Annotated in this window: 21 protein-coding genes; 10 read left to right on the top strand and 11 right to left on the bottom strand. The window is 64.4% G+C overall.

Annotated features, from left to right (window positions below):
- Nucleotides 1–78 precede the first annotated feature (78 nt).
- Nucleotides 79–2,745 (bottom strand): ATP-dependent chaperone ClpB, encoded by a 2,667-nt coding sequence (gene clpB / locus QQM37_RS11710; RefSeq protein WP_285727689.1) that lies wholly within the window; start codon nucleotides 2,743–2,745, stop codon nucleotides 79–81.
- Between the two features lie 195 nt (nucleotides 2,746–2,940).
- Here clpB and QQM37_RS11705 point away from each other — a divergent pair, with 195 nt between their 5' ends.
- The gene (locus QQM37_RS11705) at nucleotides 2,941–3,819 is read left to right on the top strand and encodes a DUF4031 domain-containing protein (RefSeq protein WP_285727687.1); all 879 of its coding nucleotides are present in this window, start codon (nucleotides 2,941–2,943) and stop codon (nucleotides 3,817–3,819) included.
- 23 nt (nucleotides 3,820–3,842) lie between these two features.
- Nucleotides 3,843–4,250: a YccF domain-containing protein gene (locus QQM37_RS11700; RefSeq protein WP_285727686.1), complete on the top strand. Its 408-nt coding sequence runs from the start codon at nucleotides 3,843–3,845 to the stop codon at nucleotides 4,248–4,250.
- A gap of 86 nt (nucleotides 4,251–4,336) precedes the next feature.
- On the opposite strand, the gene QQM37_RS11695 is transcribed toward QQM37_RS11700, so the two are convergent.
- From QQM37_RS11695 to QQM37_RS11685, 3 genes are all read right to left on the bottom strand, one after another.
- The gene (locus QQM37_RS11695) at nucleotides 4,337–5,716 is read right to left on the bottom strand and encodes an L-serine ammonia-lyase (protein WP_285727684.1); all 1,380 of its coding nucleotides are present in this window, start codon (nucleotides 5,714–5,716) and stop codon (nucleotides 4,337–4,339) included.
- A gap of 126 nt (nucleotides 5,717–5,842) precedes the next feature.
- On the bottom strand, nucleotides 5,843–7,075 hold the full coding sequence (locus tag QQM37_RS11690) for an amidohydrolase (RefSeq protein WP_285727682.1): 1,233 nt from the start codon (nucleotides 7,073–7,075) through the stop codon (nucleotides 5,843–5,845).
- Between the two features lie 50 nt (nucleotides 7,076–7,125).
- A complete protein-coding gene (locus QQM37_RS11685) occupies nucleotides 7,126–8,469 on the bottom strand; it encodes a DUF3100 domain-containing protein (RefSeq protein ID WP_285727680.1) in 1,344 nt (447 codons plus the stop codon).
- A gap of 133 nt (nucleotides 8,470–8,602) precedes the next feature.
- Here QQM37_RS11685 and QQM37_RS11680 point away from each other — a divergent pair, with 133 nt between their 5' ends.
- Nucleotides 8,603–9,595 (top strand): Lrp/AsnC family transcriptional regulator, encoded by a 993-nt coding sequence (locus tag QQM37_RS11680; RefSeq protein ID WP_285727678.1) that lies wholly within the window; start codon nucleotides 8,603–8,605, stop codon nucleotides 9,593–9,595.
- 26 nt (nucleotides 9,596–9,621) lie between these two features.
- Here the strand turns inward: QQM37_RS11680 and QQM37_RS11675 are convergent, their stop codons facing one another.
- Nucleotides 9,622–10,068, bottom strand: a complete 447-nt coding sequence (locus QQM37_RS11675) for a MarR family winged helix-turn-helix transcriptional regulator (RefSeq protein WP_285727677.1) — start codon at nucleotides 10,066–10,068, stop codon at nucleotides 9,622–9,624.
- A gap of 106 nt (nucleotides 10,069–10,174) precedes the next feature.
- On the opposite strand from QQM37_RS11675, the gene QQM37_RS11670 reads away from it, so the two are divergent.
- The 3 genes from QQM37_RS11670 to QQM37_RS11660 all read left to right on the top strand — a co-directional run bounded on the left by QQM37_RS11670 (nucleotide 10,175) and on the right by QQM37_RS11660 (nucleotide 13,158).
- Nucleotides 10,175–11,260 carry a hypothetical protein gene (locus tag QQM37_RS11670; RefSeq protein WP_285727675.1) on the top strand — a complete coding sequence of 362 codons (1,086 nt, stop codon included), beginning with the start codon at nucleotides 10,175–10,177 and terminating at the stop codon, nucleotides 11,258–11,260.
- A 149-nt stretch (nucleotides 11,261–11,409) separates the two neighbouring features.
- Nucleotides 11,410–12,846: an APC family permease gene (locus tag QQM37_RS11665; RefSeq protein WP_285727691.1), complete on the top strand. Its 1,437-nt coding sequence runs from the start codon at nucleotides 11,410–11,412 to the stop codon at nucleotides 12,844–12,846.
- 72 nt (nucleotides 12,847–12,918) lie between these two features.
- On the top strand, nucleotides 12,919–13,158 hold the full coding sequence (locus QQM37_RS11660) for a hypothetical protein (protein ID WP_285727673.1): 240 nt from the start codon (nucleotides 12,919–12,921) through the stop codon (nucleotides 13,156–13,158).
- 69 nt (nucleotides 13,159–13,227) lie between these two features.
- Here the strand turns inward: QQM37_RS11660 and QQM37_RS11655 are convergent, their stop codons facing one another.
- Nucleotides 13,228–14,874 carry a DEAD/DEAH box helicase gene (locus tag QQM37_RS11655; protein WP_285727671.1) on the bottom strand — a complete coding sequence of 549 codons (1,647 nt, stop codon included), beginning with the start codon at nucleotides 14,872–14,874 and terminating at the stop codon, nucleotides 13,228–13,230.
- A gap of 191 nt (nucleotides 14,875–15,065) precedes the next feature.
- On the opposite strand from QQM37_RS11655, the gene trmB reads away from it, so the two are divergent.
- Nucleotides 15,066–15,776, top strand: a complete 711-nt coding sequence (trmB, locus tag QQM37_RS11650; protein ID WP_285727669.1) for a tRNA (guanosine(46)-N7)-methyltransferase TrmB — start codon at nucleotides 15,066–15,068, stop codon at nucleotides 15,774–15,776.
- Nucleotides 15,777–15,803: 27 nt separating this feature from the next.
- Here trmB and QQM37_RS11645 read toward each other — a convergent pair whose 3' ends face one another.
- Nucleotides 15,804–16,253 carry a hypothetical protein gene (locus tag QQM37_RS11645; protein WP_285727667.1) on the bottom strand — a complete coding sequence of 150 codons (450 nt, stop codon included), beginning with the start codon at nucleotides 16,251–16,253 and terminating at the stop codon, nucleotides 15,804–15,806.
- An 81-nt stretch (nucleotides 16,254–16,334) separates the two neighbouring features.
- A complete protein-coding gene (locus QQM37_RS11640; RefSeq protein ID WP_285727666.1) occupies nucleotides 16,335–17,954 on the bottom strand; it encodes a hypothetical protein in 1,620 nt (539 codons plus the stop codon).
- 235 nt (nucleotides 17,955–18,189) lie between these two features.
- Here QQM37_RS11640 and QQM37_RS11635 point away from each other — a divergent pair, with 235 nt between their 5' ends.
- From QQM37_RS11635 to QQM37_RS11625, 3 genes are read left to right on the top strand one after another with little or no spacing between them, the layout of a single operon-like run.
- Entirely contained in the window at nucleotides 18,190–18,693 is a 504-nt protein-coding gene (locus QQM37_RS11635; RefSeq protein ID WP_285727664.1) for a hypothetical protein, read from the top strand.
- 18 nt (nucleotides 18,694–18,711) lie between these two features.
- Complete coding sequence (locus QQM37_RS11630; RefSeq protein ID WP_285727663.1) at nucleotides 18,712–19,191, top strand: SRPBCC family protein; 480 nt, start codon at nucleotides 18,712–18,714, stop codon at nucleotides 19,189–19,191.
- 4 nt (nucleotides 19,192–19,195) lie between these two features.
- On the top strand, nucleotides 19,196–19,846 hold the full coding sequence (locus QQM37_RS11625; protein WP_285727661.1) for a CG0192-related protein: 651 nt from the start codon (nucleotides 19,196–19,198) through the stop codon (nucleotides 19,844–19,846).
- A 3-nt stretch (nucleotides 19,847–19,849) separates the two neighbouring features.
- Here the strand turns inward: QQM37_RS11625 and QQM37_RS11620 are convergent, their stop codons facing one another.
- The 3 genes from QQM37_RS11620 to QQM37_RS11610 all read right to left on the bottom strand — a co-directional run bounded on the left by QQM37_RS11620 (nucleotide 19,850) and on the right by QQM37_RS11610 (nucleotide 22,588).
- The gene (locus QQM37_RS11620) at nucleotides 19,850–21,250 is read right to left on the bottom strand and encodes an MFS transporter (RefSeq protein ID WP_285727660.1); all 1,401 of its coding nucleotides are present in this window, start codon (nucleotides 21,248–21,250) and stop codon (nucleotides 19,850–19,852) included.
- Nucleotides 21,251–21,408: 158 nt separating this feature from the next.
- Nucleotides 21,409–22,260, bottom strand: a complete 852-nt coding sequence (locus tag QQM37_RS11615) for a permease prefix domain 1-containing protein (protein ID WP_285727658.1) — start codon at nucleotides 22,258–22,260, stop codon at nucleotides 21,409–21,411.
- Nucleotides 22,253–22,588 carry a PadR family transcriptional regulator gene (locus QQM37_RS11610; RefSeq protein WP_285727656.1) on the bottom strand — a complete coding sequence of 112 codons (336 nt, stop codon included), beginning with the start codon at nucleotides 22,586–22,588 and terminating at the stop codon, nucleotides 22,253–22,255. The genes QQM37_RS11615 and QQM37_RS11610 overlap by 8 nt, the downstream gene beginning before the upstream one ends.
- Nucleotides 22,589–22,724 lie beyond the last annotated feature (136 nt).

The raw sequence follows: 22,724 nt of genomic DNA, 5'->3' as shown, positions 1-22,724 counted from the left end.
CGCTCGTCGGGGCCCCCCCCCCCCCCCTCGTTGTCTGCGACGCTATCTGTCTGGACGCTGTCTACGACGCCAGCTCGCTCACGGAGCCTTGGTCACGACCAGCCCGGTCGCTGCCGAGCCATTGCCCGCTGCGCCGGCACCTTCAAGATCAGCCAGCTCCTCGACATCGGCCGCAGTGTCGACGAGCACGGTGTCGCCGTCCACGATCTCTCCGGAGAGCAACGCCCGGGCCAGCCGATCCCCGATCTCGCGCTGCACCAGGCGGCGCAGCGGCCGCGCGCCGTAGGCCGGGTCATAACCGGTGATGGCCAGCCAGGCACGGGCACTGTCCGTGACCTCCAGCACCAGTCGACGCTGGTTGAGGCGGGCCGCAAGGGACTGCACCTGCAGATCCACGATGGTGGAGAGCTCCTCGATGGTCAGCGGCTCAAACATCACCACATCATCTAGCCGATTCAGGAACTCCGGCTTGAAGGATGCGTTGACCACGGCCATCACGGAGTTCCGCTTCTGGGCGTCGTCCAGCAGCGGATCGACCAGGTACTGCGAACCCATATTGGAAGTCAGCACCAGGATCACGTTCCGGAAGTCGACGGTGCGGCCCTGGCCATCGGTGAGCCGGCCGTCGTCGAGCACCTGAAGCAGGATGTCGAAAACCTCCGGGTGCGCCTTCTCCACCTCGTCCAGGAGAACGACGGAATAGGGCCGACGGCGAACCGCCTCGGTGAGCTGTCCACCCTCTTCGTAGCCGACATATCCGGGAGGGGCGCCGACCAGGCGGGCCACCGCATGCTTCTCCGAATACTCGCTCATATCGATGCGAATCATGGCTCGCTCATCATCGAAGAGGAAGTCAGCCAGCGCCTTGGCCAGCTCCGTCTTGCCGACGCCGGTCGGGCCGAGGAACAGGAAAGAGCCGGTGGGCCGGTCGGGGTCGGAGATACCGGCCCTGGCCCGCCGTACAGCATCGGAAACGGCCTCCACGGCCTTGGTCTGGCCGATCAACCGTGCTCCCAGCACCTCTTCCATATGCAGTAGCTTCTGACTCTCGCCCTGCAACATACGACCGGCCGGAATGCCGGTCCAGGCGGAGATGACCTCGGCGATATCGTCCGCGGTAACCTCTTCCGCCACCATCAGCTCGGCCCGATGCTCCGGGCTGTCCACGCCATTGAGCGATTCCTCCGCCTGCTGCGCCTCCGTCAGCTCATGCTCCAGAGCCGGAATCTCGCCGTACAGAACACGCGAAGCCTGCTCCAGGTCCCCCTCGCGCTGAGCCTTCTCTGCAACAGAACGCAGTTCGTCAAGGCGCGCCTTGAGATCACCGACTCGGTTCAGTCCAGCCTTCTCGGCTTCCCATCGGGCATTGAGCGCGGCAAGCTCTTCCTTCTTATCCGCCATATCCGCACGCAAAGCGTCCAGCCGCTCCACCGACGCGGGGTCGGTTTCGCCATCGAGCGCCAGCTCTTCCATGGTCAGCCGGTCCACAGCGCGCCGCAGCTGGTCAATCTCCTCCGGAGCGGAGTCAATCTCCATGCGCAGACGGGAGGCGGCCTCATCGACCAGGTCGATCGCCTTGTCCGGCAGCTGCCGGCCCGTGATGTAGCGATTGGACAGGGTGGCGGCGGCCACCAGAGCGGAATCCGCGATGGCGACCTTGTGATGCGCTTCGTAGCGGTTCTTCAGGCCACGCAGGATGCCGATCGTGTCATCAACGCTCGGCTCCCCCACGTAGACCTGCTGAAAGCGGCGCTCCAGCGCCGGATCCTTCTCGATGTTTTCCCGGTACTCGTCCAGCGTGGTGGCGCCGATCAGACGCAGCTCGCCGCGAGCCAGCATGGGCTTGAGCATATTGCCGGCATCCATGGCGCCTTCACCGCTGGCTCCCGCACCCACCACGGTGTGGATCTCATCAATGAAAGTGACGATCTGCCCGTCGGAGTTCTTGATTTCCTCCAGGACCGATTTGAGCCGTTCCTCAAATTCGCCACGGTACTTGGCCCCGGCCACCATGGCAGCCAGATCCAGGCTCATCAGCGTCTTGCCGCGCAGGCTCTCCGGCACATCGCCGGCCACCATCCGCTGGGCCAGACCTTCCACGACGGCCGTCTTGCCCACGCCCGGCTCACCGATCAGCACCGGGTTGTTCTTGGTCCGCCGGCTCAGCACCTGGATAACCCGGCGAATCTCACTGTCGCGGCCGATGACGGGATCAAGCTTGCCTGAACGGGCCACCTCGGTCAGATCAGTGGCGTACTTTTCCAGTGCCTGGAAGCTGTTCTCCGGATCGGCCGAGGTGACCTTGCGGTCCCCGCGAAGGTCCGGCAACGCGGCGCGCAGCGCCTCCACCGTGGCGCCGAGGCCCTTCAGAGCTCGGGCGGCACTGTCATGACCTTCCGCAATACCGATCAGCAGGTGTTCGGTGGAAACGTACTGGTCCCCCAGCGTCTCCGCCTCCTTCTGGGCAGCCTGGATGACCTGCAGTGCTGCCCGGGAGAACTGCGCCTGGGCCACGGAACTGCCGGAGGTTGAGGGCAGCTCCTTAATCGCCGCAGAGGCCTGGACGCTGACTGCGTCCGGGTCAACCGCAATAGCCTTGAGCAAGGCGACCGCAAGGCCCTGACGCTGATCCATCAGCGCCTTGAGCAGATGTGCAGGTTCCACCTGCGGATTACCGGCCGTGGAGGCGTTCGCCGCGGCAGCGGAGAGTGCCTCCTGGCTTTTGGTGGTGAATTTGGTGTCCATCCAAGCTCCTTCCGGCAAGGTGTCAGTCACAGCCAATATAGGCACGCGTGGTGCACTGTGTCTGTAGAGATGATTATTGATTAGATAGTTATAAACTAACTTGAGTCTAATAGACTCAAGTTAGGAAATCAAGGAGATCCGGATCACTGCTGCTCCCACGCCGCACCCAGCCTTCTCAGGCTCTACCCTTGAGCCATGACGGTCTATCTCGACCCCCCGCTGTGGCCCGCTCACGGCACGCTGTTCTCTCATCTGATCTCCGATTCCTCCCTTGAGGAACTGCACGACTTCGCCCGGGCCGCAGGCATTCCACCCCGAGCCTTCGACCAGGATCATTACGACGTACCACAGCGACGCTATGAGGACCTCCAGGCACTCGGGGCCCGGGCCATCAGTGCAGCCGAACTGACCCGACGGCTGATCGCCAGTGGACTGAGAATTCCGGCGCGGGCCCGGAAATCCTCGCTGAATACCGCCCTGATCCTGCGCTGGACCACCCTGATGCCGGGCGAAGAGAATGTTGGCCGGGCACTGCTGGAGCGCTGGTCCGAACCCCACCGGCACTACCATTCATCCGTTCATCTGCTGGCCGTGCTGGAAGCCTTGGAGCGGCTGAGCCCGGAGCCACCACGGACCGTCCAGCTTGCCGCCTGGTTCCACGATGCCGTTTATCGCGGAGTGGCAAATCAGGACGAGGAGGAATCGGCGCTGCTGGTGACGGAGCTGCTGGACGGAGCGCGGGCCGTCTCGAGGCAGGAAGCTGCGGAGGTCCAACGGCTGGTGCGGCTGACAGCGCACCACTCTCCTGACGCCGGGGACCACGATGGCGCCCTGCTCAGTGATGCCGACCTGTCGGTTCTCGGCGCGGAACCTGCAGGCTACGCCCGCTACCTGCGGGCCGTCCGCCAGGATTACGCCCATTTGCCGGATGTCGACTTTGCCGCCGGACGGGCCGGCATCGTCCGTCAGCTTCTGGATCTGGATCCACTGTTCCACCTGCCGGAAGCCCGCGAGTTGTGGGCCGCACAGGCACGGGCGAACCTGATGGCGGAGCTGGAGTTCACTCCGCAGTGAGCCCAGGGCGGAGAATGGATCGCATGAAGACCCTTCTGAACGTCATCTGGTTACTCTTCGGCGGAATCTGGCTCGCGATGGGATATTTTCTGGCTGGCCTGGTCTGCTGCCTGCTGATCATCACGATCCCCTGGGGCATCGCCTCGTTCCGGATCGCGGGCTACGCGCTCTGGCCCTTCGGCCGCACGGTCATCGACAAGCCGGGCGGCCCGACCGTCGCCGCCAGCCTGGGAAATGTGATCTGGCTGGTGGTCGCCGGAATCTGGATCGCCATCGCCCATGTCACCACGGCCATCGCGATGGCCCTGACCGTCGTCGGTATTCCGCTGGCGATTGCGAACCTCAAGCTGATCCCGGTCTCGCTTATGCCGCTGGGCAAACAGATTGTGCCGACGGACCGGACGTTCGCGGTCTACGGCGGCCGCCACTGAGATTTTCCTTCGCCGAGTGTCGATGTAACGCTGTTTTCCCGGGGTATTCCAGCGTTACATCGACACTCGGCGAAGGTTTGCAGCCCTCAGCAGAGCGGGACGTTCACGGCGAGGCCGCCCATGGCCGTTTCCTTGTACTTGGAGCTCATATCGGCACCGGTCTGACGCATGGTTTCGATCACCTGATCCAGGCTCACATGGTGCAGGCCATCCCCGCGCAGCGACATCCGGGCAGCATTGATCGCCTTATTGGAGGCGATGGCGTTGCGCTCGATGCACGGAATCTGCACCAGCCCGCCAATCGGGTCACAGGTCATGCCGAGATTGTGCTCCATCGCGATTTCCGCCGCATTCTCCACCTGCTCCACCGTGGCCCCGAGGATCTCAGCGAGCGCTCCCGCCGCCATCGACGATGCCGAGCCGACCTCTCCCTGACAGCCCACCTCGGCGCCGGAGATGGAGGCTCGTTCCTTGTAGAGGGTGCCGATGGCACCCGCGGTCAGCAGGAAACGGACCACCGCGTCCTCGCGCTCGGCGGCGCTGGCGTCGGCGAGAACGTAGCGGGTGGCGTAGAAGAGGACGGCCGGAATGATGCCAGCCGCGCCGTTGGTGGGCGCGGTGACAATGCGCCCACCCGAGGCGTTCTCTTCGTTGACGGCGAGGGCCACCAGATTGACCCAGTCCATGGCAAAGTGCGCATCCCCTGAAGGGTCCTCCGCGCTGAGATTCTCAAACCAGTTCCGGGCCCGACGGCGCACATTCAGCCCGCCGGGAAGCACGCCCTCACGGTCGATGCTGCGGCGGACGCAGTCCTCCATCACCTCGTGAATGCGCAGCAGATCCGCCCGGATCTCGGCTTCCGACCGGTGGACAGCTTCATTGCGCAACATCACCGTGCTGATCGGCACACCCGCGGCTTTGCACTGTTCCAGCAGCTCCTCGGCGGAGCTGAAGGGGTGCGGAACCGGGATCTCATCCACCACAACGCCGGGCTCCTCCCCCTCCCGGACAATGAAGCCGCCGCCAATCGAGAAGTAGGTTTCGGTGTGCAGCACATCACCGCTGGTGTTGTTGGCGGTGAAGCGCAGCCCGTTGGTGTGCCGGGAGAGCACCGTCAGCGGCCGCAGCACCATATTCTCCTGGGTGAACGGCACCTCCTTAACGCCGGCGAGCCGAATCGACCCGGTGTCCGAGATGCGCTGCAGCGCGGATTCGTACTCCTGCGGGTCAACATTTTCTGGCCGGGTGCCCTCCAGGCCAACGGTCACCGCGGTCAGCGTGCCGTGCCCCAGGCCGGTGGCGGCCAGGGACCCGTAGAGATCCACCCGGAGGGTTGCCACCTCGTCCCAGACGGGGCTGTTGTGCAGACCGAGCGCGAATTCTGCGGCGGCTCGCATCGGTCCGACGGTGTGCGAGCTGGACGGCCCGATCCCGATGCTGAAAAGGTCAAAGACGCTGACGGTCATGACGGCGAAACTCCTGAAAACTCAAGGAAACTCAGGGACAAGAGGACAGGCAAAGAGGGCAGTCGGCTGACGGACGACGACTGCCCTCTTTGCCTGAAGGGGCTGAACCGGTGGGACGCTACCGGCTCAGAACTTTGCCGGAACCTGGGTGGCACCGGGCTCGCGCTCGGCCTGCCGCTGCAGTAGCTCCGCCCGGGTCTCCGGGTTGCCTGCAGCGTCGATGACGGTCCAGGCCAGCGCCTGAGCGCCGTCCAAGGCGGCCTGATCGCCCGCCTCCGAGCCGGCATCGGCCGCGAACTGAGCGGTGTGCGGAACGCCCTTGGCGCCCAGCACCGCGATCATCGGGTGGATCGAGGGGACAGCGTGGGAGATGTTGCCCATGTCCGTGGAGCCGCCGCCACCCTTGGCCGCGTGGCTCACGGTACGACCCATGGCCTCGAGGTTCGCATCCCAGCTCTGGGCGAGTAGCGGATCCTGGATCAGATCTTCATAACGCGGTTCGGTGCCGACAGCCTCCCAGGTGCAGCCGGTGGCGAGCGCACCGGCGGCGAAGCAGTTGAGCATCCGCCGCTTGGCGTCCTCCAGCGTCTCCAGATCGAAGGCTCGCACCTCAGCCCCGAGCACGGTGTGGCCCGCGATGATGTTGGTGACCTCGCCGCCGTGCTCGACGAAGGCGTTCATCCTCACCGTGCCGCTGAGCTGCTGACGGAGCAGGCCGATGGCGACCTGGGCGACCACTGCGGCATCGGCGGCGTTGATGGCCTTATCCGGTGCAGCGGCGGCGTGCGCCACCTTGCCGGTGTAGGTCACCGCGAAACGGTCAACGGCCTGGGTCTTGGCCAGCGTGCAGCTGATGTCCTGATCTCCGGCCGCTCCATGGACCATGAGTGAGATGGTCGCCTGCTCCCAGGCCCCGGACTCCAGCAGCAGCACCTTGCCACCGCCGTGTTCCTCCGCCGGTGTGCCGAGCAGCACCACGCGCAGGTTGAGCTCGTCGGCCACCTCACCCAGGGCCACTGCAGCGCCCAGGGCGGCCGTGGCGATGATGTTGTGGCCACAGGCGTGACCGACTTCGGGCAGCGCGTCATACTCGGCGCAGATCACGACCGTGAAGTCACCCGTCCCTCGCACCGCTTCAAAGCTGGTTTCCATCCCATAGGCGCTACGGGTCACGGCGAATCCCGCCTCCTCAGCCGCCTTCGCCAGGGTCTCCGCCGCCTCACGCTCCACAAAGGCCAACTCGGGGTTGTCGTGGATGGAATGGCTGACGTCCAGGAGCCGGGCTTTCCACTGCTCCAGGGTGGAGGTGACGGCTGATTTGACCTGATCGAGGTCGATGGCGGTGTCGGTGCTCTGCATTGAGGGTTGCCTTTCAGAAAAACAGGTGAATCGTGGAGACTGCGTTGCGCTTATTTCCAGTTGCGGAGAATCAACTCAGCAATGAAGGTGGAGAACAGGTAGGAGGAGGCGATGGCGACCAGACCCACCGGGATGATGCGCCATCCGACGCGGCGCAGCAGCGGCAGGTCCTTACCGAGGCTGAGCCCGGCGAAGGTCAGCACCACCGTGGTGATCGAGAGGAAGTTGACACTGGTCACCATGCTGACCAGGAACGAGGCAATCGGTGAGATCGGGCTGGAGAGCAGCGTGCCCAGGGTGATGATGAACACCATCGAGATGACCTTGCCGCGGCACAGCCTCGACAGGCCGATGCTGGCCAGGATCAGCGCATCAATGATCAGGTAACCCCAGACCATGTTCCAGCTGAAGCTCTTGGCGGCGATGGCGGAGATGATGATGCCGATCACGGTCAGTGCGGGCATGGAGATGGTCAGCGGCACCTTGGTCACGTTCAGAACGCTCTTGACCTCGGCTGCGATGCTGCCGGCAGTCAGTGCGGGTGCCAGATCCTGGCCGTCCTTACCAGCGAGAGCCGGGAAGCGACTGGTCATGCCGTGGTAGATCTTGTCCGCCAGCGGGAGGGCGATCCAGACGGCTACATAGACGCCGATCGGGCCGGTGACCACGTTCGAGGCTGCGGCGACGGCGAAAATCTGGTCCTTCATTCCGGGGTACTGGCTGGCGACGCTTGCTGCACCTGCCGCCATCATGGAGGACGAGCCCACCCCGGCGCCCATGGCGAGAGCGAGCGGATCGAAGACCTTGAACGAGGTCATCAGCGAGGCGAGCACCGAAATGAACAGGGCACCGAAGAGCGTGCCGAAGAGGTACATGGAGAGCACACCGCGGTACTGATCCGATTCCGGACCGTACTTATCGCTCACGATGGCGAAGGAGCCCTCACGGTCGATCGAGAAGGTGGCGCCGATGGTCGCCGGGCCCATCCGGAGCACGACGGCCAGCGGCAGGGCCAGCACCAGCGTGCCGAGCATATGCCCGACTTCCTGGAGCAGCAGCGCAGGGCCAGCCTTGAACAGCAAGGGAACATTGGGGCCGATGGTGAATGCCAGGCTGGCCACCAGCACGAGAACCGCGATGCCCATGATCGAGCCTGCAGCGGACTGGAGCCGGACAGGGAATGGCCGGAAGCGCTGGCCGGAGATGATGCCGCCGGCGAGGATTCCCCAGACCATGGGCAGCAGCGTGATGGAAGCGATGCCCAGGGGGATGACCGCAGGGCCGATGAATTGGCTCAGCGAGGCCAGAACCAAGGCGAGCGCGCCCAGCGGCCAGAGCCACTTCAGCGAGACCCGGGTACGAGGTGCGTCGGAACGCAACGTCGATGCAGTCATGGGATGTCCTTCAGGGTTCAACAACGAGTGAGTGATCACGGCGAATGGGTTGTCACAGCGACTCCCCAAAAGGTAGTTGTGACGTGTTTCACTAGCGTAAAATTGCAGGATAATTCCTGTTCGGGAGGCGTTTATGCAGGATTTTGAATTCGATGAGCTCGATCTTCGAATTTTGCATGCCCTACAAGTCCGGCCACGAGCCGCCTGGACTGCGCTCGCGCCCGTGGTCGGCGCGGATCCAGTCACGGTGGCCCGGCGCTGGGAAAACCTGCGCGAACAGGGCCTGTGCTGGGTGGCGGCATACCGCGGAGCGACCACAGAAAGAGTGGGCGCCTTCCTGGAGATTGAATGCGCCCCCAGCAGCGTCCGTTCGGTGGCACAACAGCTGGCAGAGGATCCCGAGGTGCTCACCATCGACCTCACCGCTGGCGGCCGGGACATGCTCGTGACCCTCTTCTGCCGCGATGATGCGGACCTGGCCCGCTATCTCCTTGATCGCATTCCTACCGTCGAAGGCATCCAACGCCTGCGCACGCACCGTTCCATCCAGCTGGTGGTGGATGCGCAGGTCTGGCGCCTGCGTTCGCTGACTACCACTGAGGTCCGGGCTCTGGAACATGCTGTGCCGGTCGCCCGTGCGGCAGTGCGGCAGGTTCCGCCCGAGATTGAGCATGGCATGCTGGCCCTCCTGCGGGAGGACGGCCGGGCGAGTGTGGCCAGCATGTCCGCAGCTCTGGGCATCAGCATTCCGCGCACCAGGAGCGCCCTGACCACCCTGGTGGCCCAGCAGCGCGTTATCCTCCGCCTGGAGGTGGCGCGGCCCTATTCAGGCTGGCCGGTGTACGCCTGGTATTTTCTGCAGACACCGGCTTCACGGGTCAGCGAGGTGGCTGGCAATCTTCGCGGCCTGGAGGAGGTTCGCCTGATCACCACCACCGCCGGGCAGTACTCCCTGGTGATGGCGGTATGGCTTCGCCGTATGGAGGACATCACCCGCCTCGAACGGCATATCGCGGAACGGCTCCCCTTTGCAGAGATCGCCGACCGCTCGGTCGTGCTGCGCACACCGAGGCATCTGGGGATCAACCTGGAGCCCTCCGGCAGGCGCACGATGCCGTCCTCCTGAGCCGACTGGGGGCGGCGAGGCCCGGTTCAGCTCCAGGTGTCCCGGGTGTAACGCTCCAGCATCCGGGCAAAATCCTCAATGTCTTCCGCAGACCAGTCAGCGAGGCGCTCCGCCAGGGCAGCTCGCAGAATTCGCCCCGCCTCGCTGAGAATGTCCTGCCCGGCCGCGGTCAGATGCAGCCCCTGGCTACGGCCCAGGCTTGACGCACCCTCGGGCTGGCCGCCGGTGGTCACACATCCCAGCTCCATCAGGGCGCCGAGCTGCCGCGACACCGTCGAACGGCTCAATTGGAAGTGGGCCGCGATGTCCACCGCCCGGCATCCTGGATGGGCACCGATATGGCTCAACAGCGACCGATCGACATCCGAGAGCGCACCATTGGCCCGACGGACACGCGCGATGCCACGACGACTGATCGTGGTCAGCGCACTCTGAACGCGGGACATCGCGGCCTCACGCGAGGAGGAATCCATGAACACAGCCTAGTAGAGCTACTTGTTGCAGAATGCAACAAGTAGCTCTACTATTAGTAGGGAACCTAACCATCGCAATCGCGATCTTCTCGGCAGACAGGCCATCATGTCCCTTCACCGCACGCCCACTCCCACCTCTGCTTTCCCGCCGATCCGGCACAAACTCCCCTGGCCGCCATCGGGCGCCTGGAAATCCATTGCCGCGCATCTGATCATCCCGCTGTTCCTGGGGCTGGGCATGGCAGTGTTCTACCTGGGTGCTTTCCACGAGCCGACACCGCACAACCTGCCCGTCGCCATCGTCGGCCAGAGCCCGGCGGTGAAAGTTCTGGCGCAGACAATGAACGATTCGGCACCCGGGAAACTTCAGGTCACCACCGTGGCGACCGCAGCAGAAGCCCAGCAGCAACTGCTCCACCATGAGATCGCGGCGGCCTACGACACGGACGCCACGCATGCCACCATCTACGTATCCAAGGCCTACTCAGACGCTGAGTCCTCCGCCGCCCAGGAAGTGTTCCTGCCGCTGGCCTATCAGCAGAAACTTCCGGTGACCGTCAGCGATGTGCGCCCCGGTGGGGAACATGATCCTACCGCCCAGGGCCTGTTCTTCCTGCTCGTGGCGCTGAGCGTCGGCTCCTACGCCAGCGCTGTCGCCGTGGCAGCGAGCACCGCCAAACTGGCCATCGGATGGCGGATGCTGGTCTCTGCAGTGGTGTCCCTGGTGGTTTCCGGCATCGGCGTCATCGTCGCCGGGCCGATTTATCAGGTCCTTGCCGGCAACGAGTGGAGCATCTGGCTGACGGCCTCGCTGTACTCCTTCGGCATCATCACCATCGGCGTGGGGCTCCACCCCTTCCTGGGCAAGTGGACTACGCCGACGCTGACGCTACTCTTCGTCATGCTGAACTTCACCAGTAGCGGCGGGATCTTCCCCACAACCCTCTCCCCCGCATTCTTCAGCGGACTGAACACCTTCTGGAATGGTGCTGCGTGGCTTGACGCGGCGCGGGCACTCACTTACTTCCCCGGCGATCAGTTCGGCTGGGATGGGTTGCGTCTGGCTCTGTGGGCCACGGCAGGGCTGGGCCTGATCGCGGTCGGCCACCTGGCGAGCGTTCGACGCCGCCGCCTCGCCGACGACACGATCGCCGCCACGTCGGAGGAAGAAGCGAGCGTCGTCGCTGCCTGAAAGTCTGCGCCGACGGGCCGGTAGGTTTCCGAGAACCTCCGTTTCCGGGCATCGCCCTGGTGCCGGAAACAGAGGTTTTCCCCATCTTCGGATTTTCCAAGGCTAGGATGGCCACACCAGAAGTCAGGGTCAACGATCCGGAGGACATTATGAGTGCAGCCAACCCCTACTCGATCTGGCGGCGAAAGCCGGTGGACGATATGCAGGAAGAATCCGAACACAGCGGTCTATTCAAAAGTCTGGGGCTCTGGCAGCTCACAGCCATCGGCGTCGGCGGCATCGTGGGTGTCGGCATCTTTTCCCTCGCCGGGCTGGTAGCCCATGGCGATGCCAACAACGCAGGAGTCGGCCCCGCCGTCCTCATCTCGTTCCTGATCGCCGGACTGGCCTCCGCGGCCGCCGCGCTCTCCTATGCCGAGTTCGCAGGGATGATCCCGCGGGCAGGTTCGGCCTACAGCTACGGGTACGTCGCCCTGGGCGAAATTATCGGCTGGTTCATCGGCTGGGATCTACTGCTGGAATACATCGCGATCGTGGCCGTGGTGGCGATCGGTATCTCCGGCTATCTTGATGCCTTCCTGGCCGGATTCGGCATCCACCTGCCCACCGGGTTGACCGAGACGTTTGACCAGGCAGGCGGCGGCATCAATCTTCCGGCCATCCTGATCTGCCTCGTAGTGACGTTCATCCTCAGCCGCGGGACGAAGGCCTTCGGACGGTTCGAGCTGGTTGCCGTGGCGGTGAAGATCGTCCTGATCCTCTTCATCATCGGCCTGGGCATCTTCTACATCAACACCAACAATTACAACCCGTTCATGCCCAGCGGATTTGGGCCGGTGTTCACCGGCGCAGCCACCGTGTTCTTCGCGGTGTTCGGCTACGACGCGATGAGCACCGCGGCGGAGGAAGCCAAGGACGGACGCAAACATATGCCCAAGGCGATCATCTTTTCGCTGATCATCGCCATGCTGCTCTATGTTGCGGCCACGCTGGTGCTCACCGGTATGCAGAACTACCACAGCATCGATCCGAAGGCGGGCTTCGCTTCCGCCTTCGCCGGGGTGGGACTGCCAATCATCGCCAGCATCATTTCGGTCTTCGCGGTGCTCTCCATCCTCACCGTGATGCTGACCTTCCTGCTCGGTGTGACGCGAGTGTGGTTCTCGATGAGCAGGGACGGTCTGCTGCCAAAGTGGTTCTCCGCGGTGGACCGGCGGGGCGTCCCTCAGCGCGTCACCTGGATCGCTGGCATCGGCTCCGCGATTTTTGCCGGCGTCCTGCCGATCCGGGCCGTGGCAGATCTGACCAATATCGGCATTCTGGCGGCCTTCGTCGTGGTCTGCGTGGCCGTCATCGTGTTCCGGTACACCAAGCCGGATGCGCCGCGGACCTTCCGCCTGCCACTGATGCCGGTGGTGCCCGTCATCGGCGTCGGATTCTCGCTCTTCCTGATTTCGCAGTTGCACTGGGAGACCTGGCTGCGCTTCGGAGTCTGGCTCGTCATAGGCCTGTTCATCTATTTCCTGTACGGACGCCGTCATTCGGTGATGAACCCGGACAGCCCGCGGCACGCCATCCGCAGCTAAGCCCCCTTGCCCCGTGCTGGCGTCGAGGGCGCCTGTCAGGGGGCCCGCTTGTCAGGGGGCTAAGGTGTGAACATGCGTTCACGGGTGGATTGGCTGGATCTTGGCCTGCAGTTTCTGGGCTTTGTGGTGATCTACCTGGTGCTTGCTGCCCTGAACTGGCCGTGGCTGCTCAAACTGGCCATCGCGTTTCTTCTGGCGATCGGCGTGAGCGTGGTGCTGCGCAGAATCCGTCTGGCACTGCGGAAGCGCCGCAGTGAACCGAAGCGGATCCGGGTGATCAGCGTCGAAACCGTCGACGACACATCTCGCTGACGTCCGCCCGCCGTCCCAACGCTCCCGTAGTGTCGACTCAGTCGGGAGCTTGGGACGGCGGGCGTGAGATCAGCCTCGGCGGGCGTTGCTGGCCGGAGCTCCGGCACGGCGCGGGCCGCCGGAGCGGGGGCGCGACGACGGCGCAGCGCTCGATCCCTGCTGGCTGCGGCCCTGCCCACTCGACGGGCGGCCGGATCCCTGCTGGGAGGCCCGCTGAGATGACCCGCCGGTCGACGAAGAGTACACCGGGGCGCTTCCGCCACCGTGGCGGGCACGGCTGCGGCCCTCGCGAGAGGCTGGCGTGCGGGCCCCCCCGGTGCGGGAGCCACCAGCGGGCGCTCCTTCGGAACGTCCGCCGCGGCCGGAACCGCCCTGGTGCGAACCGCTCTGACCCGAAGCGCCCTGGCCTGACGGACGCCGGCCTGAGCCACCCTGGCCTTCACGACGGGCGCGCTTGCGCTCGGCATTCGCGCCGGTGGAACGGCCTCCACCGGCCTGCGGAGCCTTGGCGGCACGCAAAGCTTCGCGGGTGCGCGGATCAACCTGATCAGCAACCTCACCCACCAGCTTTGCCACCAGCGGCGAACCCGGGTGGACCTTCTCAAAGGCGACCTCGACGCCGGCGGCACGCATCAGTTTCTTGACGTCCTGCTGCTGCTCCGGGAGCGAAAGGGTCACGACGGTGCCCTCGGACCCCGCGCGAGCGGTACGACCCGAGCGGTGCAGGTACGCCTTGTGCTCGGTGGGCGGGTCAACGTGGATGACCAACTCGACATCGTCCACGTGCACACCGCGGGCGGCGACGTCGGTGGCCACCAGAACCCGCACCTCACCGGAGGAGAACTCAGCCAGGTTCCGGTCGCGGGCATTCTGCGAGAGGTTCCCATGCAGATCCACCGCGGGGATACCGGCATCGGTCAGCGTTTTGGCCAGCTTGCGGGCGTGGTGCTTGGTCCGCATGAACAGCACGCGACGGCCCTTACCGGAGGCAAGTTCCACGATGAGCTGCTTCTTGGCATTTTGATCCGCCACCGAGAGCACATGGTGCTCCATGGTGGAAACCGCGGCCTTCGGCTCGTCCACCGAGTGCGTGACCGGGGAGCTGAGGTAGCGCTGGACGATCTTGTCCACCCCGTTATCCAGGGTCGCGGAGAAGAGCAGGCGCTGGCCCTTGGCCGGAGTGGTGTCCATGATGCGCTTGACGACCGGGAGGAATCCCAGATCCGCCATGTGATCGGCCTCATCGAGGACGGTCACTTCCACGGCTTCCAGGCTGACCAAACGCTGACGCATCAGGTCTTCCAGGCGGCCGGGGCAGGCGATGACGATGTCCACACCCGCGCTGAGGGCGCGTTCCTGCCGCTGCTGGGACACGCCACCGTAGATCACCGTGGTGTTGAGCCCCATGGCTTTGGCCAGCGGCTCCACCGTGGCGTTGATCTGGGTGGCCAGCTCACGGGTCGGAGCCAGGATCAGCCCCAGCGGACGGCCCGGACGACGGCGGTAGGCGGCCTCGTTCTCCGCCAGACCTGCCACAAGGGGCAGTGCGAAGGCCAGCGTCTTACCGGAGCCTGTGCGGCCACGGCCCAGGACGTCCCGGCCGGCCAGCGAATCGGGAAGAGTTTTGGTCTGAATCGGGAAGGGTTCGGTGATGCCCTGGGCATCAAGGACAGAGACAAGAGCGCGCGGGACGCCCAGAGAAGCAAAGGAAGTCATGGCAACTTTCCATCAAAGAATCGGCCCCATGGCCATAAGACACGGCACAGGGTTTCGCCGAAGAAAACTCGAGGTCAACCGCACGGTGGATCAGATCATTGGCGGGACAGAAGAGAGGCGTTCATCGACGCAGGCGGGCACTGGAAGCGCCGCACCACCCCCTTAGTGTATCAGTCGGTACACTCAACGGGATGAATGAGAGCACCTACCGGCCGCAGCCGGTCAGTTTTGTCCGCCGCGGCAGCCGACTGCAGGGCCGTCGCGAAAAGGCCTGGGAAGAGCATCGCGAGCAGTATCTGGTGCAGATGCCCCGGCTCATTGCGGACACCTCGGTGGACCCGGACTACAGGTTCGATGCCGCCCAGGCCTTTGGCCGGGAAGCTGAACTGGTGCTCGAAGTCGGTTCAGGCCTGGGTGAGGCCATTGCCCACGCGGCAGCGCAGACGCCCGAACGGAATTTCCTGGCGGTCGAGGTATATCTGCCGGGACTGGCTCAGACGGTGCAGCGGGCAGCGGCTCTGGGTCTGGACAATGTGCGGGTGGTGCAGGCCAATGCGCCGGAAGTGCTCGCCACGGCCTGCGAGCCGGGAAGCCTGGCTGAGGTGTGGACTTTCTTCCCGGACCCGTGGCACAAGAGTCGGCATGAGAAGCGCCGCCTGGTCACTCCGGCGTTCGCTGAACTGGTGGCCGATGCACTTGCTCCGGGCGGTGTCTGGCGGCTGGCCACGGACTGGGAACACTATGCGGAGCAGATGCTCGAGGTCGGTGAAGGATCAAGCCTGCAGAACCTGCATCAGGACTGGGCTCCCCGTTTCGAGGGCCGCATCGTCACCAGTTTCGAGAACAAGGCGCTGAAGGCCGGGCGAACCATCCGCGACCTGACCTTCCGCAAGGCCGGCTAAGGCCCTGCGGACCGGATCGGAGTGGGCTCAGCTCAGTTCGATGCCGTCCACCAGGCTCTGGATCAGCTGCAGGTCAGCCTGCGGTTGCGGATCTGCATGTACCGAAATCAGCGTGAGACCAAAGAACTCACCGCTGAGAAAACGGATGCCGATCACGGTGGCGATTCTGGGCGTCTGCTCCGCATCCGCAAAGCTCACGGCAACGGCGTACACCTCCTTGCCCGGGCTCTGCAGCCGCCCCTGGGTGAGCACGGCGCCATCGAACTCCTGCTGGTAGTACGCTGCCGACTTCTCGGTCCACTCGGTGGCCTCGGCGTAGTCATGCACCAGATCGGTGATTCGCTCGATCGAGAACAGGACGTCTCCGGGCAGGCTGATCTGTTCCGAATCCGGCCCGGCCTGGGACTCCTCCAGGATCAACGAGCCCTCCGGAAGTTGGGCGGTGAACCCGATATCGGAACGAATCTCAATAGTCACTTGCTGGCCCTCTCACTGAAGATTTCTGACACAGTAAATCCTGACCTAGTCTTCCGCACTCCTGACATCACAACGGGCACACTAGCCCTTTCGGTCCGCCGGGGTGACCGATTGATAGTCTGAGGTGTAGGGAGCTTTGTAGACGGTTCCGACATTGGTGGTCACCTCAGAAGTGGAACCTGCTTTCAGGCTGGCCACCCCAGTATCGATATCCACCCAGTTGTTCTCGCTCTTGACCACGGCATTTCCCTGGAGAGTCACACCGCTGGCGTGGTAGATGTTCGCCAGATCCTGACCGGCTGCCACCGAATCGCCCACGGCGGTGTGGTTGATGAAGCTGTTAATCATCGCCTGATTCTGTGGGGTGGCGTAGATCTCCATCTTTGCGCTGACCTGCTCACCGGCTTTGAACGTGGAACTCACTCCATTGGACTGCCCGGACGGTGTTCCGTCCGCATTGACAGCGGCCTTGAGAGAGTCCTGAACAGTGCCCTTGACGTCCAGGGAAAGCTTCTGAATGTTGTGGTCGGCATCCCAGCTGACCGTCACCCCTGCCTCTCCAGCGCCCTCAAGTTTTGCGCCGCCGCCCAGATCGAGTTTGGCATCGGCCTTGATTGTTCCGGTACCGGTGGAGGTGCCGTTAGTGAGGTTCTGCTCGTATGCCAGGTCCAGGCTTGCCTGACCCTTGACATCCCCACCCAGGTCCGTCTTGCCGTACACCGAAACGGTTCCCTTGAGTTTGTCGTCGTGAGAGACGACGCCGTGCTTGTCGGCCGCCTGATTGAGGGTGTCCAGCACATACTTTCCGGGATTGTCGACGGCGTGTTCGATCTTGCCGAAGTCGTCCGGCGGCAGGTCATGGATCATCTGATTCTGGGCGGCCTGAGCGTCGGCCAGGCTGTTGAATTTATAGGTGCGGCTGGCTTCGCCGGTGAGGGTCACACCGACGCCGGCCTTTGTGCTTGGTGTATTGACGCCGCCGCCCAGATCACCGTAGACCTTCAGGGTTGCTGAGCCGTCAGCATTTTTGGTGATCTCAGTGCCGACGTGTGCACCGCCGTGAACCCAGGCCACCTGGCCGTCGATGCCGATCGCTTCCTTGTCCTTGTAGACCGGCATCGTGGACAGCGCTTTGTCGGTCAACGCCAGCTGTGCCGCATGCATGGCATCCGCAGGAAGTTTTCCTTGTAGTTCTGCCAGCTGCTCTGCCAGCGGGATGTTATTCGCACCGTTCTGAGTCAGGAGATACTGCTTGTCTGCGTCAGAGAGCGACTTCCACCAGGCTTCAACATCGGCTTTGGAGGCGTCATGCATTTTGGCGAGCTGATCCTGGAGCGCCGCGTTGTGAGCTGCGGTCTTCTCAAGATCACTCAGGACTTGCTTACCCTGGTCCAGTATTTGCTGGAGCAAGCCTGGTCCGCCCCCGCCTTCCACAGCGGACGCTTTTTCCTGCTGCTCTGCCTGCCCCACCAGATCCTTGGAAGTGGCCTCCAGGTACGTCCGGGCATCGGTCAGTTGCGGGCGCATGCGTGAGGACCAGTTCGCTTTGAACGCGGAAGCATCACCGCCATACCAGCGGACGCGTTCCACGATCGGCTGGAGAAGGTTGACAGCATGATCGATCTGCTGGGAGGAGGTACTGAAAAGCTTCGCAAGATCCCGAAGCTGTTGGGGATCTGCTCCCAGCATCTGATCATTCATGGTCTCTCCTGAAGTCTCCTGAACGGATGCCCACGCCAGGCGGTCCGCGAGTCGTAGGTTCTCCCAGTACGCTACCGGCTCGGTATGGATCAGACCATGGGGAGATCTGCCCATCACCGATTCCCCTCAGATTCCCAGCCCGGCTGGATATGCTCGAGTCATGGCGTCTTACCCAGCTCCGCCTCCCCAGGCACCCCGCCAGCCCAGCCCAGCACGGCGGTCCAGGAAGGCTTCCATGACTGTCGCCATCATCGTCGCCCTGTTCGGTTGTGCCTTCCTGTGGTTTGGTCTCGCTGTCTTCAACGGCGCGGAATCCGGGCGGAACGCGGCCAAAGAATTGCAGGCTGCAGGACTGAGCGGAGTGGTCACCGATGCGCGGGTGAAGATCTGGACCAATACCGACGGCAACACCACCGTCTCCGATATGGAGTTGACGTTCACCGGCGCAGACGGCAGCTCTCACACCCTGAGCACCAAGCATTTCCCCAGGACAAGTGTGGGGAATTCTGACCCGGCCGGTTGGTATTCCGATTTCTCCACCAAGGCCCAGGTCGTGGGGCAGAAGGTGACCTATCGGCTGGGTGACCAGCCCGCCGTCGAGCTGGAGAACCAGCTGCCCGGGCTGATCAATGCGCCCTGGGGCTTCGCCAATTATCTGGGGCTCGTGTTTGGCGGTCTCGGCGTCATCGTGCTGATCGGGGCCGCGGTGACCTTCATTCGCAGCCTGAGCGCCGGCTGAGCGAGCAGACCAGCACCCATGCCGCACGTAGTCAGCGAACGAATCATCGCCCTGGACCGGGAAACAGCCTTCAAGCTGTCCCAGACCACCGGGGAATTCCGTCTGCGTTGGGATCCGTTCATCCGTTCCCAGCGCTTCCTGGACGGAGCACAGCTGGCAGCCAAGGGCGTGCGGACGCGCACACGCTCCCGGCTGGGCTTGTTGATGATCAGCGAATACGTCTCGTACACGCCGCCACAGTCGGTGGGAATGAAGATGATCCAGGGGCCATGGTTTTTCGTCCAGTTTGGCGGTGGCTGGCGGTTTGCAGAGCACGATGCCGGCACCCGGGCGGTCTGGAAATACACCTTTTCCTGCCGTCCAGGCTGGTTGCGGTGGCTGACTCATCCGGTGGGCCGCTGGCTGCTCAGCCGGGAAATCGAACGGCGTATCTCGGCCTTTGCGGCCACCTGCGAGGACCCGGCGCTGATCGCGGAGCTCAGAGCTGCCTTAAGCTGAGGCCATGGCACTCCTGCACCGGGCAACCCTGACGCCGAGCAAACTCGAACTCATCCAGCACTATCTGCCGTCCCAGCCCTGGGGTCCCGCGGGAGCCGGGGCTCCGCTGGAGCTTCTCGGTTCCTACCGCTTTGACGATCCCGACGGGGAGGTGGGTCTGGAGGCCCATCTGGTCAGCGATGGCGAGCGCGTCTGCCACGTGCCGCTGAGCTACCGCGGCGCTCCGCTACCGGGAGCCGAAGCCTGGCTGGTGGGCACCATGGAGCACTCCGTGCTGGGAACCCGCTGGGTCTACGACGGCTGTGCCGACTCCGTGTTCCTCACTGCCTTCGCGACGGCCATGCTCACCGGCGGGCAGCAGGCAGAACAGTTCGTGGAGGTCGATGGCGCCCTGGAACCGAGGCCCAGTACCGCCGCTGTCCAGGGCTCGGGCGGCTCGGAGGCCGTCCCGATCATTGCGAGCCCTCAGTGGCCCGTCACGGCCGGGACGCTAGCGAGGGTCACGGCCGCAGGTCTCGCCCTGCAGATTGCACGCCTGGTGGACGCCGCGGATGCGCCAGAGGGCCAGTGGACTTTGACCGGACGGTGGAGCGGGCTGGTGGAACCGGTCAGGCTCGCGGCAGCATCACTGGTGGGCTCATCACTGGTGGACTGACGCTCAGCCCCGCACCGCCAGACGAGGTGCGACGATCAGGGCGAGGACCGCGATCAGGACGGTCAGTGCAAAAACCGCAGGGAACGACAACCCGGCAACAGCGTGAAAGAGCAGCCCCGTCATCGCCATCGACAAGGCACCCCCGACGGCATCGCTGACGCTGCCCGCCGATGAGTTGAATCCCTGGTTGTCCGGGGTGGACAAGCTCAGGATAGACACGGTGAGCCGAGGGTATGCCAGGCCCATGGCGCCACCACCGAGGATCCAGATGACCATGATGACCACGGGCGGCCATCCAGCCAGCGCTGCCAGGAAGATACCGCTTACGCATGCCGTCAGGGCTGCCGTGCCAATCCGTAGCGCGACGGCGCTGGTCAGCCGGACCGTGAATCGACCCTGAAGGTTGGAGCCCAGTGCCCAGGCAAGCGCGGAAAAGGTCAGAGCCAGCCCGGCGATCGAGGGGCTGAAACCGTAATGATCTATCAGCAGGTACGGCACATAGACCTCCGCGCCGAAGAACGCTGCGGACATCAGCCCACGCAGCAGGACCGCCGTCGGCAGTCCGCGGCGCGCACGCAACGTTCCGGCTGGCAGCAACGGACGCACCGCCAGTACCGCAACGGCGATGGCGAGGCCTGCAGCCGGCCAGGCCCAGGCACCGAGCTCTACCGAGAGGTTCAGGCCCAACACCGCGAGTGCCACCACAGCCGCGAGCCCCAAACGGAGCGGAGCTGAAACCGGGGTCTTCGGGGGCGTCGTCGGAGGCTGCGTCGAGGTGCCCGCCTGCTCTTCCTCAGCCCCCTGTAGATCCCCGCCCGGCTGCCCGGCATCGAGCTTCCGCACCGCAGGAAGCAGCATGACCAGCGCCGGAATGACCAGCACGACGACGCCCAGGAACACCCAGTGCCAGCTCAGGGCCTGAGCGACCAGACCGGCACAGAACGGCCCGACCATCGAGGGAACCACCCAGGCTGCGGCAAAGGCGGCGAAGATCCTGGGGTGCAGGATCGGTGGGAAGAGGCGCGCGATGAGCACGTAGAGCACCACGTTGATGGCACCGGCGCCCAATCCCTGAACCAGCCTGCCGGCCAGGAAAACCGGCATGTTCGTGGCCAGGCCTGCCAGTACCAGCCCCGCCGCGAAGACCGCGACCGAGGCGAAAAGTGGTCCTTTAGGCCCGGACCTATCGGTCCACATCCCCGCCAGCACCATGCCGATGACACCGCTGGCCAGCGGCCCCGCGAAGGCCAGCGCGTAGAGCGCTGCGCCATCGAGGTCCTGACTGACCAGGGGCATGATGGTGGTGACCGCCATCGACTCGAAGGCTGCCAGAAAGACCAGGGCGCAGGCGCCGACGGTGGTGAGAAAGTACTCGGGGGCCAGGACGCCGCGACGCGACACCATCGGTCGTGAATCTGGACTCTGAGCGGCATCGGGTACAGAGGACGAGGTCCGCGTCGCTGCGGACCTCGCGCCATGTTCTGTCATACCCACGAGCCTACGGCCTCAGCCCAGGCTGAGGCCAAACACAGCTGATTCAGCTATTGATGCGGTAGCTGGCTTTACGGATGGCGCACCGACCGCGCCCGGAGGAGTCGGTAGCGGCGCAGAAAAACGACCGCCAGCACCAGACCGACTGCAAGCGCGACGACGCCGTCACTGAGCGAGGCGCCTACCCCGGCAATGTCCTGCCCGCGGAGCGCCGGACCCAGCGTGAAGATCGCAGTGTAAGCCAGGCCAAGAGCTCCCACGATCATGAAAAGTGCGGAGGTGGAGAGATCCAGCAGTCGCTGACTCCGCACCGGGACGGTGGTTGCTACCCGGGGCGTCCCTCCTCGATGAGTCACCCGGGTCACCAGCCGGGCACCCAGCCATACCGTCAGAAGCAGCACGCCCAGAATCCCAGCCATCAAGCGCTCGGAGATCAGCTCATCCGAATGGTGCAGGGCCGCCGCCACATTGCAGGAATCTGCCTGCGGGAAGAACCCCAGAAAATCGCTGCATCGGGCCGGGGTGTAGGTGGTTCCGTTGCGGTCCCCGGCGTAGAACATCGGCCCGAGCAACGCCTCCAGAGCCACGGACAGCAGGCCACTGGCACCGATCACCACCAGGCCCAGGCCAACCATCGGCCAGAGTCTGGCCAGATAAGCGCGCAACGCGGTGGCCACGGACGATGCCGTCGCAGCCGCAATGACCTCCGGCGCACCGAAGCGGTCAATCGCCTGCTGGGCGGCCTGCTCCGGTGCCCACCCCTGAGCAAGAAGCCCTTCCTGGCTGTCCCGCAGATGCGACTGCGCCTCCTGAAGGTAACGCCACTGCTCGCTTCCGCTCAGACGCGCCCGGAGGCTCAGGCGATCGGCGAGCTCGTCCAGGTAGCGGTCGATGGCGTCATCGTGCGCGCCCACCTCAGGCACCCGCCAGCTGGAGGCCGGTGCTCGCGGCGGTGACCGCCTGGGAGAAGGTACGCCAGGCGGCGCGTTCCTGCTGAAGGGCAGCGGTGCCGCTATGCGTGAGCGAGTAGGTGCGACGCCGTCGCCCGCCGTGCAGGGACCAGGAACTCTCAATGTGACCGGCGTCCTCCAGGCGATGTAGCGCCGGGTACAGCGAGCCCTCGGGGATATCCAGAACACCGCCGCTGCGTTGCGCGAGCGACTCCACGAGACGGTAGCCGTGAGCCGGGCCGGATTCGAGCGCGGCCAGGACCAGCAATTCAAGATTGCCGCGAAGTCGTTCATCAGCCATACCACGACAATACCTAGACTGTCTGGGTATTACAAGGATGGTGCCGGGAAATTTCGGGCTCAGACCCTCTTGGGCTAGCGGGTTCCCTGGAGTCCAGGGAACCCCACGACTCCATGGACGAAAAACGCGATTCGCG

The sequence above is a fragment of the Psychromicrobium xiongbiense genome, from assembly GCF_030271165.1.
Taxonomy (GTDB): domain Bacteria; phylum Actinomycetota; class Actinomycetes; order Actinomycetales; family Micrococcaceae; genus Renibacterium; species Renibacterium xiongbiense.
The sequence above is the reverse complement of the archived record's forward strand: the minus strand, read 5'-3'. Positions and strand labels throughout refer to the sequence as shown.

Excerpts from the sequence above, each read along its gene's own strand:
- QQM37_RS11655 (WP_285727671.1), bottom strand. The coding sequence starts at position 14,874 with ATGACTTCCTTTGCTTCTCTGGGCGTCCCGCGCGCTCTTGTCTCTGTC.
- QQM37_RS11695 (WP_285727684.1), bottom strand. The coding sequence starts at position 5,716 with ATGACCGTCAGCGTCTTTGACCTTTTCAGCATCGGGATCGGGCCGTCC.
- QQM37_RS11700 (WP_285727686.1), top strand. The coding sequence starts at position 3,843 with ATGAAGACCCTTCTGAACGTCATCTGGTTACTCTTCGGCGGAATCTGG.
- QQM37_RS11705 (WP_285727687.1), top strand. The coding sequence starts at position 2,941 with ATGACGGTCTATCTCGACCCCCCGCTGTGGCCCGCTCACGGCACGCTG.
- QQM37_RS11685 (WP_285727680.1), bottom strand. The coding sequence starts at position 8,469 with ATGACTGCATCGACGTTGCGTTCCGACGCACCTCGTACCCGGGTCTCG.
- QQM37_RS11635 (WP_285727664.1), top strand. The coding sequence starts at position 18,190 with ATGACTGTCGCCATCATCGTCGCCCTGTTCGGTTGTGCCTTCCTGTGG.
- QQM37_RS11630 (WP_285727663.1), top strand. The coding sequence starts at position 18,712 with ATGCCGCACGTAGTCAGCGAACGAATCATCGCCCTGGACCGGGAAACA.
- QQM37_RS11660 (WP_285727673.1), top strand. The coding sequence starts at position 12,919 with ATGCGTTCACGGGTGGATTGGCTGGATCTTGGCCTGCAGTTTCTGGGC.
- QQM37_RS11610 (WP_285727656.1), bottom strand. The coding sequence starts at position 22,588 with ATGGCTGATGAACGACTTCGCGGCAATCTTGAATTGCTGGTCCTGGCC.
- QQM37_RS11670 (WP_285727675.1), top strand. The coding sequence starts at position 10,175 with ATGTCCCTTCACCGCACGCCCACTCCCACCTCTGCTTTCCCGCCGATC.
- QQM37_RS11625 (WP_285727661.1), top strand. The coding sequence starts at position 19,196 with ATGGCACTCCTGCACCGGGCAACCCTGACGCCGAGCAAACTCGAACTC.
- QQM37_RS11675 (WP_285727677.1), bottom strand. The coding sequence starts at position 10,068 with ATGGATTCCTCCTCGCGTGAGGCCGCGATGTCCCGCGTTCAGAGTGCG.
- QQM37_RS11690 (WP_285727682.1), bottom strand. The coding sequence starts at position 7,075 with ATGCAGAGCACCGACACCGCCATCGACCTCGATCAGGTCAAATCAGCC.
- QQM37_RS11640 (WP_285727666.1), bottom strand. The coding sequence starts at position 17,954 with ATGAATGATCAGATGCTGGGAGCAGATCCCCAACAGCTTCGGGATCTT.
- QQM37_RS11620 (WP_285727660.1), bottom strand. The coding sequence starts at position 21,250 with ATGGTGTCGCGTCGCGGCGTCCTGGCCCCCGAGTACTTTCTCACCACC.
- QQM37_RS11680 (WP_285727678.1), top strand. The coding sequence starts at position 8,603 with ATGCAGGATTTTGAATTCGATGAGCTCGATCTTCGAATTTTGCATGCC.
- trmB (WP_285727669.1), top strand. The coding sequence starts at position 15,066 with ATGAATGAGAGCACCTACCGGCCGCAGCCGGTCAGTTTTGTCCGCCGC.
- clpB (WP_285727689.1), bottom strand. The coding sequence starts at position 2,745 with ATGGACACCAAATTCACCACCAAAAGCCAGGAGGCACTCTCCGCTGCC.
- QQM37_RS11665 (WP_285727691.1), top strand. The coding sequence starts at position 11,410 with ATGAGTGCAGCCAACCCCTACTCGATCTGGCGGCGAAAGCCGGTGGAC.